General features: G+C 52.0%; 8 protein-coding genes and 1 pseudogene. 3 read left to right on the top strand and 6 right to left on the bottom strand.

Annotated features, from left to right (window positions below):
* Window positions 1-57: 57 nt before the first annotated feature.
* The 5 genes from AC4BAN_RS13740 to AC4BAN_RS13720 all read right to left on the bottom strand — a co-directional run bounded on the left by AC4BAN_RS13740 (window position 58) and on the right by AC4BAN_RS13720 (window position 7,032).
* The gene (locus tag AC4BAN_RS13740; RefSeq protein ID WP_490564980.1) at window positions 58-1,269 is read right to left on the bottom strand and encodes an S-adenosylmethionine:tRNA ribosyltransferase-isomerase; all 1,212 of its coding nucleotides are present in this window, start codon (window positions 1,267-1,269) and stop codon (window positions 58-60) included.
* 77 nt (window positions 1,270-1,346) lie between these two features.
* Complete coding sequence (locus tag AC4BAN_RS13735; protein ID WP_490564979.1) at window positions 1,347-1,757, bottom strand: DUF2721 domain-containing protein; 411 nt, start codon at window positions 1,755-1,757, stop codon at window positions 1,347-1,349.
* 30 nt (window positions 1,758-1,787) lie between these two features.
* On the bottom strand, window positions 1,788-2,327 hold the full coding sequence (locus tag AC4BAN_RS13730) for a hypothetical protein (RefSeq protein ID WP_490564978.1): 540 nt from the start codon (window positions 2,325-2,327) through the stop codon (window positions 1,788-1,790).
* Between the two features lie 130 nt (window positions 2,328-2,457).
* Window positions 2,458-5,037: a M14 family metallopeptidase gene (locus AC4BAN_RS13725; RefSeq protein WP_490564977.1), complete on the bottom strand. Its 2,580-nt coding sequence runs from the start codon at window positions 5,035-5,037 to the stop codon at window positions 2,458-2,460.
* Between the two features lie 1,605 nt (window positions 5,038-6,642).
* Complete coding sequence (locus tag AC4BAN_RS13720; protein ID WP_490564976.1) at window positions 6,643-7,032, bottom strand: hypothetical protein; 390 nt, start codon at window positions 7,030-7,032, stop codon at window positions 6,643-6,645.
* Here AC4BAN_RS13720 and AC4BAN_RS13715 point away from each other — a divergent pair.
* Window positions 7,025-7,174, top strand: a pseudogene (locus tag AC4BAN_RS13715) (hypothetical protein); the annotation flags it as partial. The gene AC4BAN_RS13720 and the pseudogene AC4BAN_RS13715 sit on opposite strands and share 8 nt — an antisense overlap.
* 177 nt (window positions 7,175-7,351) lie before the next feature.
* The gene (locus AC4BAN_RS13710; protein ID WP_490565066.1) at window positions 7,352-14,026 is read left to right on the top strand and encodes a PKD-like domain-containing protein; all 6,675 of its coding nucleotides are present in this window, start codon (window positions 7,352-7,354) and stop codon (window positions 14,024-14,026) included.
* 134 nt (window positions 14,027-14,160) lie between these two features.
* Here AC4BAN_RS13710 and AC4BAN_RS13705 read toward each other — a convergent pair whose 3' ends face one another.
* On the bottom strand, window positions 14,161-14,829 hold the full coding sequence (locus AC4BAN_RS13705) for a TIGR02117 family protein (protein WP_490564975.1): 669 nt from the start codon (window positions 14,827-14,829) through the stop codon (window positions 14,161-14,163).
* Window positions 14,830-15,285: 456 nt separating this feature from the next.
* Between AC4BAN_RS13705 and AC4BAN_RS13700 the strand changes: the two genes are divergently transcribed.
* Window positions 15,286-17,847, top strand: a complete 2,562-nt coding sequence (locus tag AC4BAN_RS13700; protein WP_490564974.1) for a M14 family metallopeptidase — start codon at window positions 15,286-15,288, stop codon at window positions 17,845-17,847.
* Window positions 17,848-17,902: the final 55 nt, after the last annotated feature.

The raw sequence follows: 17,902 nt of genomic DNA, 5'->3' as shown, positions 1-17,902 counted from the left end.
TATTGAATATTTAATATAATTTTTGTTTGAAACTGGACAGGCGAAAGTAATTATAGGCTATGGTAGTAACAGGGAACTGTCTCCGTAGCTTAAAAAACGGTAATCTTGGGCCAGGGCATGTTGGTAAACCGTGCGCCAGCGCTCGCCGATCAGGGCTGATACGAGCAGTAAAAGTGTGCTTTCGGGCTGATGAAAATTAGTGACCAGGCCGTGGCATATCCGGAATGTATAGCCCGGCGCGATAATGATCTGGGTGCTGGCATGCAGGAACTCTGTCTTTTGGTGTGCCATGTAGTCCAGCAAAGCCTGCAGTGCTTCCGGGGGTGTTGGCAGATCGGTCGTCTCATAGGCTTGCCATTGGCTGACGCGCAGCTCCTGCAGGGGCAGGTTTGGTTGTTGCCATACTTTGGTGCCCAGCCAGTAGAGGCTTTCCAGGGAGCGCATGCTGGTGGTGCCCACGGGTATTACCGGCTTGCCCATTTGCGCGAGCAGCTGCTGCAGAAACTGTTTAGAGATAAAGAGCTGCTCGGCATGCATCTCGTGCGCCTCCATGGTGTCGGCTTTTACGGGTTTAAACGTGCCGGCCCCTACATGCAGGGTCAGGTAGGCCGTGGCTATCTGGTGTTCCTGCAGTTTTTGAAGCACGCGTTCGGTAAAATGCAGCCCGGCGGTTGGTGCCGCCACCGCGCCCTGCTGGCTGGCATAAATGGTTTGGTAGCGGGTGTGGTCGTCTGGGGTAAGCTCGCGGTTGAGGTAGGGGGGGAGCGGTAGTTTGCCGCAGCGCTCCAGCACCTCTGCAAAGGTCAGTTCGGCTGGCTGCCAGGTAAAGTCAATCAGAAAGTGCCCCTCTTGTTGCATCTGTCGCTCTGCCTGCAGCAGGCCTCCTTCAAAGTATAACTTCACAGCCCCGGATTTCCAGCGTTTGTTGTTTCCCACCAGGCATTTCCAGGTGCTGCGTCCGGTTTGTTGCATGGCCAGCTGCACCTCTCGGTGCGGCGCGACAGGCTCCAGGCAAAATATCTCTACCATGCCACCTGTCTCTTTCTGGAACAGTAAGCGCGCCTGCACCACCCGGGTATCGTTAAAAACCAGCAGGGAATGGGAGGGCAGCAAGTGGGGCAGGTCCGTGAAAGTATGGTCGGCGATGGTGCCTTGCCGGTACACCAGTAGCTTGGACTGGTCACGCTGGGGCAGGGGGTGCTTGGCAATGCGTTCGTCTGGCAACGCGTACACGAAATCTTTTATGGCCAGTTTTTTCGGGTCAGTCATGGAGGTACAATATTTTACAGCAAAGGTAGGCAGTGCGGCGGGGGAATAAAAACAGCCGACGGCGCAGGCAAAGGCTTTTAGCGCTTCTCTTCCTCCGTTGTCTCTTCCAGGTCGTCCAGTTCCAGGCGCAGGGCGTTTACTGAGATCTGTATTTCGCGCAGCGCCAGCGCCAGGGATACCATGAGCAGGATCAGGCTCAGGCCAAATAAGTATTTTCCAGCGGTAATGTAGCCGGCAAAAAGGATGAACATGCAGCACACGCAACCGAAGATGCTGCTGATGCCGAATGCCTGCATGTTGCGGACCAGCACCAGGCGGGTGCGCAGGTTCTTGATCTGGTTGTAGATTAACTGGCTGTGCGTGGTGGTGTAGCGTTGTTTCAGGCTGCGAATCAGGTTGGCCAGGGCCATAAAGCGGTTGGTGTAAGCCAGCAACAGCAGCGATATTGCCGGAAAAAGCAGGGCGGGGGTGGTCAGGGTTATCTCCATACGTTACAGGCAGGCCAGCGCATGCGTGCGTTAAATGCTCTTCAGAAAATCCTCGTCCAGGGGCTCTATGTCATCCTCGTCCTCCTGGTTTGCCGCCTCCCAGTCCACTTCCTGCAATAGGTCCAGCCCCTCAAATATCAGCTCGTCCAGTTCTTCCCTGGACGCGGCATCCAGGGTGCGCTCAAAAAGTTCTAGAATCTGGTCACGCTGCTCATTCACGAAGATCTCGTGGTAGAGGTGGTCAAAAGAGGCGATTTTCTTCTGGATGATCTTGTCGATCTCTTTTGTGCTTTGCGCTTTTATGGCCTCTTGCAGGGTCTCCAGTACCTCTTTGCTTTTTTCGTTGTTGGCCAGGCGGGTAAATGCTTTTACAAAAGCGATGGCTACCCCGAGCCTCAGCCGCTCAAACCTGAAGTTCAGCTCCTCGGATGGGGTGCCCGCCTTCAGCTGCGACTGTTTGTATGCTGTTTCAAACTGCTCGTACACGCGCACAGCTCCTTCGTCAAAAACAGCAGGGGTTTCCGTATCGAAGGCAGACGCTAGCAATATATCAAAGCTTTTGGCACTCATAGGTGAAGCAGGTTAAAGAAGTAGAAGGTGCAAAGGTAGGGTTTTATACTTTTTATTGGCAAAGTAGTGCATCTATAATCCCTGCAGGGCCTGAACTTTTGGTGCAGTCCCTGCAGGGATTAACAAAGCTTTATTCTTCCTCTGCCCGGGCCGAGTTGCCACTGATGATCTGCCCGAAGAAAATACTGTTCAGGAAAAGTTTGTTGGTGCCGTACCAGAAAGCCCGAAAGTTCGGGTTGTCGGGCATGGCTATAACCTTGCCAGCCCCTACTGCTGAAACGTCCACGGCTGCCGAGCTTTTCACCTTCTGTAAGTTCGGGTTGGAGATGTAGCCTGCCATTAAAGGGTTAGCTGTATACATCACCGGGTTTGCATACGGGCTCTTGGAGCGCTCCATGAACAGCGTGTTGCTCCGGAAGATCGGCATTTGCGCATCGGTATAGCCATAAGCCAGCGGATGCGTCAGGTCGAGGGTGGTTTCGAAAATGGCCCCGCCGATTACCTGCGCCCCATCCGTGTTGTTGAGGTCGGCATAGGGTTTTCGGGGTTTCACGGCACTATTATCCTCTTTTTTGAAGGTGCTGGTGCCGATGCCGTTATCTGCCAGCCATTTGGCCGCATCACCCATGCCAACTACCGTGCCTCCCTGCTGCACCCAGGCACGCAGCTTGTCTTTTGATATGCTGTTATAATTGCCGTCCGCCATCACGATCACGTTATACTTGGTCAGGCCGGTGCGGTTAAAGTTGTCGGTGGTTACCAGCGTTGGTTTCATGTCGAAGCGGTTGTCGAGCAGGTGCCAGGCCTCGCCCACATCATTGCTGTTTACGCCGTTGCCTATCAGCATGAGCACCTTAGGTTGCTGCAGCGACAGCATCATGGGGCTGCCGAGCTTAATGCCCTGGGGCGATAATCCGGTGGACATGGCATGCACGGTGATGCCGTTTTTGAGCGCTACTTCCTGTAAAAGCTGGTACAACTCCTCTGGCTTAAGGGGTTGGCCGGCAACCGGGATAAGGATGGAGCCGTAGTCGAACTGCTTTTTATCGCCGGAGGAGAACTTGTCGGTGGCCACTTTGGCCACGATGCCGCGGTCCATCAGCATGTTCAGGGCGCGGGGCGCATAGTAGCCGTGCCACTCAAACACATAGGCATAAGCGCTTTTGCCACCTAACACCTCGCCAACGGGAAAAGTAAGCTGCGCTACTTTGTTGCCCAACTGGCTGCTCTTAAAGTTTTTTGGAGAAAGGGCCGCATAATCCAGGTCAAAGGCGAGCGGGAAGGTCCAGGCGGAAATATCATAGAACAGGCTGTCCTGGAAAGTGGTGCGCTTCTCGAACATCGCCTCTATTAACCTGTACTGCGGCTGCTCTGTCGGGATGATGTAAGCGTTCTCGGGCGTGTAAGTGATGTTATCGATCTTAAACGATTCCTTTGGGCGGTAGATGTCTATCTGGTGCTGCTTGATGATCTCTGCCAGGTGATAGGCTTTCGCCTTGTCCTGCTCCGAACCGAAAACATACGCTTTCACGGGCGCCTTTCTCGATTCGTTCAGCGCGTTCCTGTAAAAGTCACGCTGATGTGCCAGCAGCTCCAGGCGCATGGCCTGCGCCGCTTCCAGGGTAGAGAGCGTGGTGGTGAACTGGTTGCGGATGGTGAACGGGAACGTCAGGACGCCATTGATGCTCTCCTGCGCGTGGCCCCTGGAGCTGGCCTGCTCAAACAGGATGCCCACAGAGCCGTTCACATCGGGGTAGGTAGAGCCTTTGCCATAATAGAAGTCGTCGTAGCTTTCTTCGGTGTAGTAAAATGAGCCAATCTTATCCAGTGCTTTGGCATGGAAGGTGCCCATTTTCTGCGTGAGCTTGTAGTTGTTTTCCGGCGTTAAGGGATTGTTGCGGCTCGGGATGCCCGGCTGGAAAAAAAATGTGGCGTTGGTGCCCATCTCATGGTGGTCGGTCAGCACGTTGGGCTTCCAGTCATGGAACTTGGCCAGTCTTCCCTTCGACTCCGGGTGCTGCAGCGGCAGCCAGTCGCGGTTCAGGTCGAACCAGTAGTGGTTGGTGCGGCCGCGGGGCCATACTTCGTCAAACTCGGCGCTATTGCTGTCGGTTACCAGGTTTTTGCCCCGGTGCGTGTTTACCCAGCTGGCAAAGCGGTTCAGGCCGTCGGGGTTAATGGAGGGGTCTAGTAAGATCACCGTTTCTTTCAGCAGCTTCTCTATTTCAGGGCCCTGGGCAGCAGCCAGGTGGTAGACTGCCAGCAGGGCGGCGTTGCTTCCGCTGGGCTCGTTGCCATGCACGCTGTAGCCCATCCACACCACGGCAGGCATATCCTGTATGTTCACGCTACCAGCCGCGGCGGGGTCGGTGAGCTTTTTGTGGTTCGCCTTGATGGTCTCGATGTTGCGGAGGTTTTCTGGTGAGGTAATGGTGAGTAAGTATAGCGGGCGGTTTTCGTGGGTGCGGGCATACTCCGTGATCGTCATGCGGTCGGAGGCATCTGCCATAATGCGCATGTACATGGCCAGTTGGTCGTGGCTTACGTGCCATTCTCCCACCTGGTAACCTAAAAGCTCCTGGGGGGTGGGCACATTTTTATCATACTGCACATCCTTTGGTAAATAGTAAGCGAGGTCGGTTTGCTGTGCAATGGTCAAGTGGCTTAAACCAACAAGCAGGGCCAAAGCAAGCGCACGTAGGGTCTTCATATTGTTTTAGGTGTAAAGGGTGATGAAATGGAAATAAACAGGTTAGCTTTTACCGCAATTTGGAACAATGTGAGGTGTTTTCCTAAATTTTTTATGATTGCCTACCGATTGTTTCCCCTGCCCGATGGGCCGCTCAAATTCGTGCTTAACTGCCCGGTAAGTCTTTGCAGCCTTTGCCTTAGGTTAGCACCGGCTTAACTGGTGCATAAAACCCAACACTTTCAGCCTCCCTTGCTTCAGTTTGCTATGCCTGCATGCGGCTGTGCAGGTAACGAGCTTGTATCCTTTTTCAAACGGGTTTCCTAAATTATTCACATTAAAAAGTGCAATTATTTTTTTGTTTGAATCGGGATAAGAGGGTGTGTAAGCGTGTTATGTGGTTTTTTATATAATTACTAAAAAATATAAATGCAATAGAGAGCTATATATTTAGGATGATATGTAACATAAATTAGTTTTTACTGTAAATATCTAGTGTAAAAGTGCCTAAATATACCAAAAATACAATATATATCAATTTTATATTGAATGTATTCGCTAATGGTAAATAGTGTATTTAAAAGATAAGTAAAGCTTGCTGATAAACATTGCAACATATTAATATACTCAAAAAATATAGTATTTACTATTGTTTAGTGACGATTTTGGTGCTTCTGAGGTGTTTTTGCTGCAGAGGTTATACAGAAGCCTAAGTAAGCTTCCTGCGAAGGTATAATATATGTTAAGTTATATATTGTGCCTCCCGATTATATGCCGACCCGATCTAATTAGCGCAAGCTTTTAACCCCTGATTATGAAGAGAAAATTTACGCGTTTAATTGCCGAAGCTAGTAAAGCAAAGCGCTCTTTTATTGGAATTGCCACTTTCCTCCTGCTGTTAGCCAGTGCGGCTTATATGAGGGCGGCAGTAGGTATAACTGTGACAGGAGCGGCGTCTTATACCCTATCCGCCGATTTAGCCGTTACCCCTACTTTTACACCTATTACCAATGTGGTAGTAAAGGAGGGAGTCAGCGATGATTTTGCAAGCTCTGGGAACTATAAAATTGTACTTACTGCTCCTGCAGGATGGGTATTCTCTGGGAACGGAGTAGCAGCCAGTTTAGTTAGTGGGGAAGTTAATTTAAACACAACACCCACCTATATCACAGACGCTGCCGGAGTGAGATCAATTGAATTCACTTTGTCTGCGAAGAGTGGTAATCAGAATAAGATTGATGAGATTAGCGTTACAGGGCTTCGGGTCAAATCTACAAATGGCGTAATAGACCCGACACAGCCTAAGGGAATCAACGTTCAGGTTATTAATACCTCAAACGCTACTACTGTTGTCACTACCTCACCTATTTCACTTGCTCAAGTAGCTGGAGCTGCTAAGTCGTTAAGCTGGTTGACACAACCAGGAAATGTTGAAACAGGTGCTTCTATCACACCGCAAGCCAAAATATTGGATCAGTTTGGAAATACCGTAACCAATGCCAGTAACAGTGTAGCTTTAACAATAGGGGCAAACCCTAGTTCAGGGGTATTAACTGCCGGAACTAGTTCTGTATCGAACGGGGTAGTTTCTTTCGCAGGCTATAGCATTGATAAAGCTGGGGTGAATTATACTTTGGTTGCTACCAGTTCAGGGTTGACAAGTGTGACAAGTAACCCTTTTACTGTCAGCAACAAGAAGCCAGTAGTAACCGGTGTCTCTCCTTGTCTCTCAGAGAAGGATCCATCTACTACAGTCACTATTACAGGTTTGAACTTTGTTTCAGGTGCAACAGTACTTGTGAATGGAGCCTCCAGAAGTGCTTCTGTGAACAGTTCCACATCTTTAACAACCAGTATAAATGCCAGCGAGTTATCTGCAGGGGGCACTTTGTCTGTTATAGTTAAAAACCCAACTCCAGTAACGGATAACGGCGAATCGGATGCTTTTGCTGTTACTGTTAACAGTTTGTTGACTCCGGGTACAATAACCGGTGCTCCAGCAGTTTGTGTGGGCACAACCGGGAGTTCTTATAGTATAGCTGCTGTAACCGGCGCAACTTCATACCAATGGACAGTTACTGGTGATGCAACTATAACAAATGCGACGAACTCAACTGGTGTTACCATAAATTTCGGTAATACTGCAGGAGATGTACGACTGGATGTACTGGCCTTAAACAAGTGTGGTAAACCCGGAGCAGCTTCAAGCTTAACTGTTAAAGTAAATGCTTACCCCTCAGCTCAGGTTTCAGCGCCCAATGGCTTAGAAGCTTGCCAGGGAAACTCCGTTGCATTAAATGCTACAGCAGTAACGGGTGCTACTTATCAATGGCAGATGAATAACAGCAATGTGCCTAATCCAAGTACTGATGCTACAGTTTTCAATGCAAATACCACAGGGGAATACCGTGTAATAGTCACACAGAATAATTGTACCTCCACCTCTGCTTCGGTATCGGTTGTGATCAACACCCCACCCACTGCTACTATTACAGGAGATGCCACCCTTTGTGATGGCGAAACGAAAACACTCACCGCCAACACCGACAAAGGAACAGCCTATGTGTGGTTTAAGGATGGGCAACAACAGCCAGGGAATACGGCGGCTACCTTGTCAGTATCTGAGGGCGGAAGCTATACTGTGCAAATTACAGATGCCAACGGCTGTGCAACAACCTCGAGTGCCTTTGCGGTAACCAAGAACGCTTTGCCGGATGCAACCATCACAGCATCGGGTCCTACCACTTTCTGCCTTGGCGGCTCTGTTGTGCTCAGTGCGCCACCGCTTTCAGGGTATACTTATGTATGGTTCAGGGATGGGGCCCAGGTTGGCACGCAGCAGCAGTACACTGCCACCGCCGCGGGTAACTATAGGGTGCAGGTAACTAACAGCGCAACCGGCTGTACCTTTACTACCCCTGCTGCCACTACAGTCACTGTAAATCCGCAGCCAACTGTGGCGGCATCAGCGGCTATTACGGCTAAATGCGTGGGCGCCAACAATACCACTACCTTCGACCTGACCGGTACCGCCACCAATGGCAGTCCGTTGTGGGAGTATGTAACCAGCACCGGCACGATCACGCAGGGCGGCACGAACTTCAGCGCCCCAACTTCCGGCAACACGCAAGTAACGCTTAACGGCACCGGCACGGTAACCGTGCGCCTTACATCTGGCAGTCCGGAAGCTGCTTGTGCGCCCGCTTCCAAAGAAATCACCCTCACCGTTAACCCGCAACCTGTGGCCACGGCTGCAGCAACTATGCCGGAGCAGTGCGTGGGCGCCAACAATACTACTGTTTTCAGCCTGACCGGAACGGCTACGAACGGTGCCCCTGCCTGGTCTTTTGTGTCGGCTACGGGCACGGCAACTGTAACGGGCTTTAGCAGTGCGAGCTCCGAAAACACGCAGGTAACCGTGAGCGGCAACGGTACGGTAACGGTGCGCCTGACCTCCAGCAGTCCGGTTACCGGATGCTCATCGGCTACGGCAGATGTGACCCTGACCGTAAACCCGCTTCCGGCAGCCACCATTACCCCAACAGGACCAACAAATTTTTGCGAGGGCAATTCTGTCACGCTTAACGCGCCAGCAGGTGCTGGCTTTGGCTACCAATGGACTGTGGATGGCGTGGTGGTGCCAGGTGAGACAGATGCAGACATCGTTGTAACCACTTCGGGCAGTTATGTAGTGAAAGTAACCTCAGACAAAGGCTGCTCCACTACTTCGGTGGCCACTGTGGTAAAAGTAGAAAAGCCCGCTGCCGCAACTATTGTGTATACCGGCGTGACCGAGTTTTGCGAAGGGGGCTCTATCTTCTTTCAGGCATCCAAGGCGCCGGCCGGGCAAACCTATACATACCAGTGGCAGCGCAGCCCGCTAGGCACCAATGTATGGGAGAACATCGCAGGAGCTACCGGGCAGACATACACCGCCAATGCAACGGCAGATTACCGTGTGGAAGTAACCAATGTGGTGACGGCCCCCGATGTTAGCTGTAGTAAAATATCCGAGATAGTAGCTGTTAATGTGCTGCCACAGCCTGTGGCTAGTATCACCAGTAACAATGCGCCACAATGCGTGGGTGCTGGCAACAGCAACACATTTTCTATAACGGGAGATTTTTCAGGCGGAACGCCGCAGTGGCTGTCGTCCAATGCAAGCTTTGTAATCCAGAACCCGAACTACAACTCGGCAACCGGAAAGGCAACCGCAACCGTGGTATCTACCGGTACAGGAACCACTACGATCACCTTACAAACCACCAACTCTACATCGGCCTGTAACACCGCCTCCAGCGTCACCACACTTACCGTGAATCCGCTGCCGGATGCCACGATCACCGTAGGAGGGCCTGCCACTTTTTGCCTTGGCGGCGCGGTGCTGCTCAGTGCCCCGACTAACGCAGACTATGATTATCAATGGATCAGGAACGGAACAAATATTACAGCAACAGGAGGTACTGACAGGGAATATAGCGCCACTACCGCTGGCGATTATAAAGTAAGGGTAACCAACAGGGTAACCGGTTGCACGTTTACCACTGCCACCGCCACCACGGTCACGGTAAATCCGCAGCCAGTGGTGAGTACGGCCTCGGCAGCGAAAGCTGCGCAGTGCGTGGGCGACAACAATACCACCGTTTTCGACCTGACAGGAGCCGTGGCCAACGGTACACCGGAATGGAGCCTTGTAGGCAGCACCGGAACGGCAACGCTCAGCAGTTTCAGCAGCCCCAATACGGTTAACACACAGGCAACCATAACCGGCATAGGCACCATAACCGTGCAACTGAAAGCCAGCAGCAGCGTAGCCGACTGTAACGACGCCCTGCGACAGGTAACGCTTACCGTAAACCCATATCCTACCGCAGATGCCGGTCCGGACCAGGTGCTGTGTGTGGGCAATAATAATGTAACCAGGTTTAGCCGCGCGGGCACCGGCAACGGCAGCGAGGGTGCCAACCAGGTAGCCTGGACGGTGAAAAGCGTAGATGGTGTGACAGTAACTAATTTAGCTTACCCTTTCCTGTACAACAACTTTGTGGATGTAACCGGCATCGGAACAGCCGTGCTAACGCTAACGGTAACGACAAACGGTTGCTCCACTTCCGACGACGTAGTATTAACCGTGAAGCCGCGCCCTGCCCTTGCTGTTGTAGATAACAGGATACACTGCAACGGGGAGGCAGGGGCCGCCATCAATTTTAGCAGTTCCTTAACAGGCTCCACCTATGCCTGGACATCTAACAGAGACATAGGTTTTGGCACCAGCGGATCCGGTAATATCCCGGCTTACACCGCCACCAACCCGGGTACCGCGCCGGTTACCGCCACTGTAACGGTGCGTGGAACCGCCGATGCCTGCGAGGGTGCGCCGCAGGTTTTCACCATCACCGTAAATCCAACGCCTGTTCTAAACTCTACGCTTGCGCCGTCAGCCATTTGCAGCGGAAACGTGTTCAGCTACACCCCCAACAGTGCAACGCAAAATGCCACCTTTGCCTGGTCCCGCGCTGCTGTAACCGGTATCAGCACCTCGGCCAATAGCGGCGATGGCCCAATAAGCGAAACATTGGTAAACACTACTGATGCACAAATAAAAGTAACTTACGTGCTCATTACATCTGCCAACAACTGCAGCGGGCCGCCGCAGAACGTGGAGGTAACCGTTAACCCAAGGCCAGCTTTAAGCAGTACCTTAACGCCTACGGCCATCTGCTCAGGCACTACCTTCAACTACACCCCAACCAGCGCTACTGCAGGGGCCACCTATACCTGGACGCGCGTTGCTGTGGCGGGGATAAACGGCGGGGTCGCATCAAATGGATCCGGCCCTGTAAATCAGACATTAACTAACTCAACAGCTTTTCCGATTGATGTAGTATACCAGTTTGCTACCACTGCAAATGGTTGCAGCGGCAACACCACTCAGGATGTGGTAGTACGCGTGAACCCGACGCCAGCACTCAGCAGCACGCTGGCGCCAGCAGCAGTATGCAGCGGCGATGCCTTTAGTTATTCGCCGGCAAGCGCTACGGGCAATGCTGCGTTCTCCTGGACGCGCGCTGCGGTGGTCGGAATCAGTAATGCGGCTGTGACTACTCCTGTGAATGGAAGTATAAACGAGACACTGGTAAATACCACGGCCAATACGATAAACGTAACCTACATTTATACCACTACTGCCAACGGTTGCACCGGCCCGGTACAGAGTGTGGTAGTGAAGGTTAATCCGAAGCCAACCCTAACCAGTTCTCTAACGCCTGCTGCTGTGTGTAGCGAAACGGCGTTTAACTACAGCCCTGCAAGTGCAACAACAGGTACTTCCTTTACCTGGACGCGCGCGGCAGTAAACGGCATCACTCCCGCTACAAATAGTAGTACTGGTGCAATAAGCGAAACCTTGATAAACACAACTAACACAGATAAGGTGGTTACCTATGTGTATACCCTCTTAGCCAACGGTTGCACGAATACGCAAAATGTGGTGGTGACGATCAAGGCCAAACCGCAACCCAACATCACCAACATTACAGAAGGGCAGGTGTTTTACTCCGGCGATAACAGTATTGCCTTAACTGCCACACCTGCAGGAGGAACTTTCTCAGGCACAGGTGTGGCTGGCACCACTTTTTCTCCGTGTAACGCCTTTAAAACCGTTCCGGCGGGCACCACCGAAATGAATGTGGCCATTACCTACACAGTCACAGTCAACGGTTGCGCGAACAGTGTTGTCCGGAATGTGAAGATCAAAAAATCACAGTACCGGGTTATTATCACGGCAAAACCGCATCCATTCTGTAGAGGAGAAAATGTGACCTATGAGACTTTTGTATACCGGGATGCGACCATTGTTTATCCGTACCTGGTAAATGCGAAGGGTGAACCCGTAGACAAGCAGGGCAACCTGATCCCGAAAGGTTCAGGCCAGTTCCCAATTGCAAACCCGAACTACCCCTACCCGGCAGGAACCCCTGAAATTGTAAAGGCACAGGCTTTCAGGTTCTTCCAACCTATTGTAACCGGCGGAACCAGGCTTGACAAAGACCTATTTACTTATCAGTGGACGAAAAACGAGTCGAACCAGCGTAAGAATGATGCATATATCAACTCTGATGCCGGCCTTTCGTCACAGGATTATTATGGGGTGTATGTGAAGTCGAACAGCGGGGCAATTTGTGATGATGCCCTCAATGACCAGTTCTCCTATAGAATGTACAGCGCAGAACTGCCTGACTATGCCGTTACGTTGGCTGTCAGTCCGAACCCGATGTGCCAAAGCGGACCGATTACGCTTACGGCTACGCTAAATGGCGCATTTGAATTCTGGGCAATCGCCAACCTGCAGCTGGAGTTCGTGCTGACCAGGGGCGCCCAGACCTTCTCGCTTGGCACATTCCCGTACAGTGCGTCAAATACCATACAACTTACCACAGAGCTGGCGGGCGGCTACAAAAACGGGGATCAGGTAAAGGTGTTGTTCTCTTCTGATATAGATCCTTACAGGGCTAGTACAAAATGTGCGGGCAAAGAGGTGTCTAACGTGATCACGCTGGTGGTGGAGCAGCCAGTCACCATCACCACCAACCTGCCAGGCACTACAGAAGAGCGTTGCGAAGGCAGCAGCGTAACGTATTCGGCCAGTGGCTCGGGTACCGGTTTAACTTTTACCTGGTACAAGGGAGCAGCAGTGGTTACGGCAACAGCCGATAACAGGATAACCATTGCAAACACCACCGCGAACGGGATAACCACCAGTAAGCTTACCATAAATAACCTAACCACGGCAGATGCAGGCAATTACTCCGTTAAACTGGAAAATAAGGGTACATCTGCTTGCCTAACCACCTTAAGCTCGCAAACAAATACGTTGATTATAAACCCTTTGCCGTTGGCACGCACCGTTGTCGGGGGTGCATATTGCCCGCTGTACCAAAGCAGCGCCGCCATTGCGCTCGAGAATTCGCAATCAGGGGTTGTGTATGAACTGAAGCAGGGTGGAATGTCTTTGAACCCGGCCGTTACCAGAACCGGCAACGGTGGGACCATTAACTTCGGAAACTTCGGCGAAGGCCAGTACACCGTGTCAGCAGCCTACACAGGCACAAGCTGTGGTAACAGTAATGTGGGTAGCGCCCAGGTAACCATGACCCAGGTGCCGAATGTAAACGGAGAGTTAGAGGTATACTGGCGAGATGACATGACCCGCTGGGAAGTAACGGCGCTATCGGACCACCTGGCTAAAGGGGTCGACCTGACAGGATATACTTATGAGTGGTACACCGGAGCTGACGAGAATAGTGCCACCTTGTACACCACCACTACCTATCCAAACACAATGATCTCTATTCCCAATCCGGATCCGGGACTTTATGTAAGGTGCGTTATCAAAACCCCTGCGGGTGTTTGTGTGCCGGATGTTCAAATGGACAACCAGAGCATTATTCCGCTTCCTGTGGAGATCATCTACCTCACAGCCGAAAAGCAGGGCAACGACGTGGTATTGAAATGGGCCACGGCCATGGAAAAAGACAATGCCGGATTTGAAGTGCAGGTGTCGCATGATGGGGTTAACTTCCGAACGCTCACCTTTGTGCCTACCAGGAACGGGAACGCCACGGTAAAGCAGGTGTACGAATACACAGATAAGGAGAACGGAAAGTATGGCACACGCTATTACCGACTGAAACAGACCGATACAGATGGCACCACGGCATACTTCGGGCCGAAGGTGGTTGAATTCGGGAGCGTGCATAACAAGATCATGGTGTACCCGAACCCTTTCAAAGATGTAGTAGAACTGAGCGTGGAAGCGGAGCAGAATGGGGAACTGGAAATAACGATTACGAACGCCATTGGCAGAAAACTGCTTGTAACCACTGTGGATGTGAAGCAGGGCTTGAACACGGAGCGACTGCGCGTTGATACTAACTTGCCGCGGGGCGTATACTTTGTGACCACACGCTTAAACGGTGTCACGACATATTTCAAATTGTTGAAACAATAAACTAATTAGGGTTTAAAGCTGAAAGAGCCGGGTGTTTCACCCGGCTCTTTTGCTTTTAGACAAATGCGTTGCTTGATAGCGAGAGAGCAAAGGTGCCCTTGATGTGCAGCTGCAGGAGATAGCATGCACTTTGATCAGCGCAAATGCCGCATCACCGCGAAGGGCAGTGGAGCCCACCAGGCTGCTTCCAGTCCCGTGGCCTTTAATGCGTTATTTACCCAGTTGTTGCAGTTTTTAAACAGGTAAAATTTGCCTCTGGCTTCGTAAAAGGTGTCGTGGGCACCATAACCAGAGCCTGCAATATGCCGGAAAGCCCCGTTCTGCTGCTGAAATGAACCGGAGATGTACCGGATAAGCTTTTGATATTGCCCAGGCGTGAGGCGCACAGGCTGTTGCCGTTTGGTGGGTGCGAGGGCTCCATTAATGTACTCGACGTGCATAGCAGTTCGGGTAGGCCACAAGACTGCCGTAACTGCCACTTCCGGTGTCAGGTCACGCCATTGGGGAGTCTGCATGTAGAAGCGCCTGTCGCCCCACCCAAAGCCAAGGTAAGCAAAGCTGCTGTCTGCTGCTGAAAAGTGCTGGAGCGGGAAATAGTTGCGCCAGTTCATGTAAGGCGTAACCACAGGAACCACAATGTCGGTATGCACGCCGTTAGAGGTTACAAATATCTCGATGGCCTGCTCGTCGGTTGTCTGGGCAAAACCGCTGTTCACCGGGATGCTGCTCAGCAGGAAAGCGGCTGTAAAAAACAGCGCTGTTACACCCAGCACCGAACCCAGCGCCCAATACAAGTTGATCAAGCATCTTTTTACCCATTGCCGCATTTTAATGCATACGGAATGTGTTTCGGGAAGAGCCGAAAAAACAAAACCCGGGACAAAGTCCCGGGTCTGAATATAAGTTTAGTTAATTTAGTTTCTGTTCTGGATTGGCCCGACCCGTCAGTAAAAATGCAGGGGGCTGAAAAACTATTTCGATTCTCGCTCTTTCCTTAATTTCCTGAAGTTTTCATCGGAGCAACGGGCAGCCTGCAAGTTCGGGAAGTATACTTTTATGTTGGTTCCTGCTGCTTGCGGGTGCAAAAGTACGAAAATTAATTGAGTTCGGTGCCAGCCTGGCAACTTATACTTTTGAGTTGATCAAACGCATTTCAGGGCCAGACACGTATAAGCTGCATCAGCTTGTTTAAACCAGCTTTATTACGCAACTTGTCTCTCCATTTATCCGCTAAACAGCATCAAACTAATAAGAACATTATGAGGAATATCCTGAAGCACTTCAGTGCTTTTGCGTTGCTGCTCCTGTGCGCGCACGTAACCATGGCGCAGCAAAAACTGCAGTCGCCCGAGCAGTTTCTGGGCTACCAGCTTGGCAAGCAGTTCACCACCCACGCCCGCATCGTAGACTATGTGAACTACCTGGCCACACAGGCTCCGAACAGAATGAAGGTAGAGGAGTATGGCCGCACGTACGAGAACAGGCCGCTGCTACTGGCCTACGTGGCCTCTGATGCGAATTTGCCTCGCCTGGAGCAGATACGCGAGAACAACATGAAGCAGGCCGGGCTGGTTGATGGCCAGCCACAGGGGGAGCAACCCGCCATTGTGTGGCTCAGCTACAACATCCACGGAAATGAGTCGGTGAGCGCCGAAGCGGTGATGGAAGTGCTCTATGATCTGGTAAACCCGGACAACACGCAAGCAAAGCAATGGCTGCAGAACACGGTGGTGATACTGGACCCAACCGTAAACCCCGACGGCCGCGAGCGCTATGTGCAGTGGTACAAACAAACCTCTAACCAGGGCGGCAACGCCTCGCCCTACGCCTGGGAGCACTGGGAGCCCTGGCCAGGTGGCCGGCCAAACCATTATTACTTTGACCTGAACCGCGACTGGGCCTGGCAAACACAAATAGAATCGAAGCGACGCCTGGCCAGGTATAATAACTGGCTGCCGCAGGTGCATGCCGATTTTCACGAAATGGGACCTGAGTCGCCTTATTATTTCTCGCCGGCAGCAAAGCCCTTCCACGAAAGTATAACTCCCTGGCAACGCCAGTTCCAGAACACGATCGGGGATTACAACCGCGCGTACTTCGACAAAAACAACTGGCTATACTTTACCCGCGAGAACTTCGACCTTTTTTACCCGAGCTACGGCGATACCTGGCCTACCTTTAACGGCGCCATCGGGATGACTTATGAGCAGGGCGGTTCCGGACGCGCAGGCCTGGCTTATCAGAAACAGGATGGGGATACGCTGACCCTGGTGGACAGAATAGCCCACCACGTGGCGGCCAGCAAAGCCACCATTCAGGCCACTTCTGAAAAAGCTACCCAGCTTAAACTAGAGTTTAGAAACTATTACGAAACCAGCCGCAAAAACCCGGTAGGCAACTATAAAGCCTTTGTTATAAGAGCAGACCAGCAGGGCAGGGGCAACCTGCAGGCATTAACCGACTACCTCGATAAGCAGGACATCAGGTATGGCTATGCCGGCAAAAACACCTCCGGGAAAGGGTTTAACTACAGCACTGGCAAAGAGGAACGGGTAAAAGTGACGCAGCAGGACCTGGTAATCAGCATGTACCAGCCTAAATCAACCTTGGTTAAGGTGCTTTTTGAACCTAATGCGCGCCTCGAGGATTCGCTGACCTATGACATCACTTCCTGGTCTCTGCCTTATGCCTATGGCGTGCAGGCCTATGCGCTAAAAGACAAGCTGGACGTAAATACGGGTAAGGCGCCCGCACCTACTGCTACAAGTATAAACATCGCAAAACCCTACGCGTACCTGGCCCGCTGGAACAGTGTGCAGGACCTGAAATTTCTGACGGAACTGATGAAGCAGGATGTAAAGGTGCGCATGTCGGAGCGTTCCTTTGAAACAGACGGACAGCAGTATGCCCCTGGAACACTGATTATTACACGCACCGGCAACGAGCGCATGGGGGATAAGCTGGATGCAACCGTGCGGGAACTGGCCAGCAGGTTCAACGTGGACCTAAGTGCCACCGGTACGGGCTTTGTGAGCAGCGGCGCCGACTTCGGCTCGGGTAACGTGCGCTATCTTAAAAAACCCAAAGTGGCGGTTATGTCCGGAGAGGGCGTTTCGCCTTACGGGTTCGGGGAAGTATGGCATTACTTTGAGCAGCAGATAGGCTACCCCGTAACGGTGCTGAACACGTCATACTTCAGCACCATCCCACTGCACGAGTTTGATGTGCTGATTCTGCCCACCGGCTCTTACGGCGATGTGTTGAACGAGAAGACCCTGGAGCAGGTAAAGACCTGGGTGCGCGCAGGGGGCAAGCTGATTGCCATGGAGAGCGCGGCGGGTTTCCTGGCCGGCAAAAAAGACTTCAACCTGAAAAAGAAGGAAACCAAGGAGGAGAGTGGCAAAGAGCAAAAAGACAAGAAACAACCGCAAGACCCCTACGAGCACCTGCGCGCTTACGGCAACCGGGAGCGCGAAGCCCTGCAGGAGGAAGTGCAAGGCAGTGTTTTCAGGGTAGACCTGGACAAAACGCACCCGCTGGCCTTTGGCTACGGCGACACCTACTTTGCACTGGTCCGTTCTGCCGACACATTTCAGTTTATGGAAGATGGCTGGAATGTGGGCGTACTCAAAAAGGATAACTATGCCACGGGTTTTGTAGGTGCCGACATCAAAGAGAAGCTGAAAGACGCCCTGATTCTGGGAACCCAGGAAATGGGTCGTGGAGAGGTCGTATACCTGGCGGATAACCCGCTGTTCCGGGGCTTCTGGCAAAGCGGCAAACTGATGTTCGGCAATGCTGTTTTCCTGGTGGGGCAATAGTTGTAGCCCTAAAAGGTAAACTTTGATAAGGCTTTAAGGGCGCTACAGCACAAAC

It is taken from the genome of Pontibacter sp. GD13, assembly GCF_058216355.1.
Note: the sequence above shows the minus strand (reverse complement) of the source record. Positions and strands in the feature narration are given on the sequence as shown.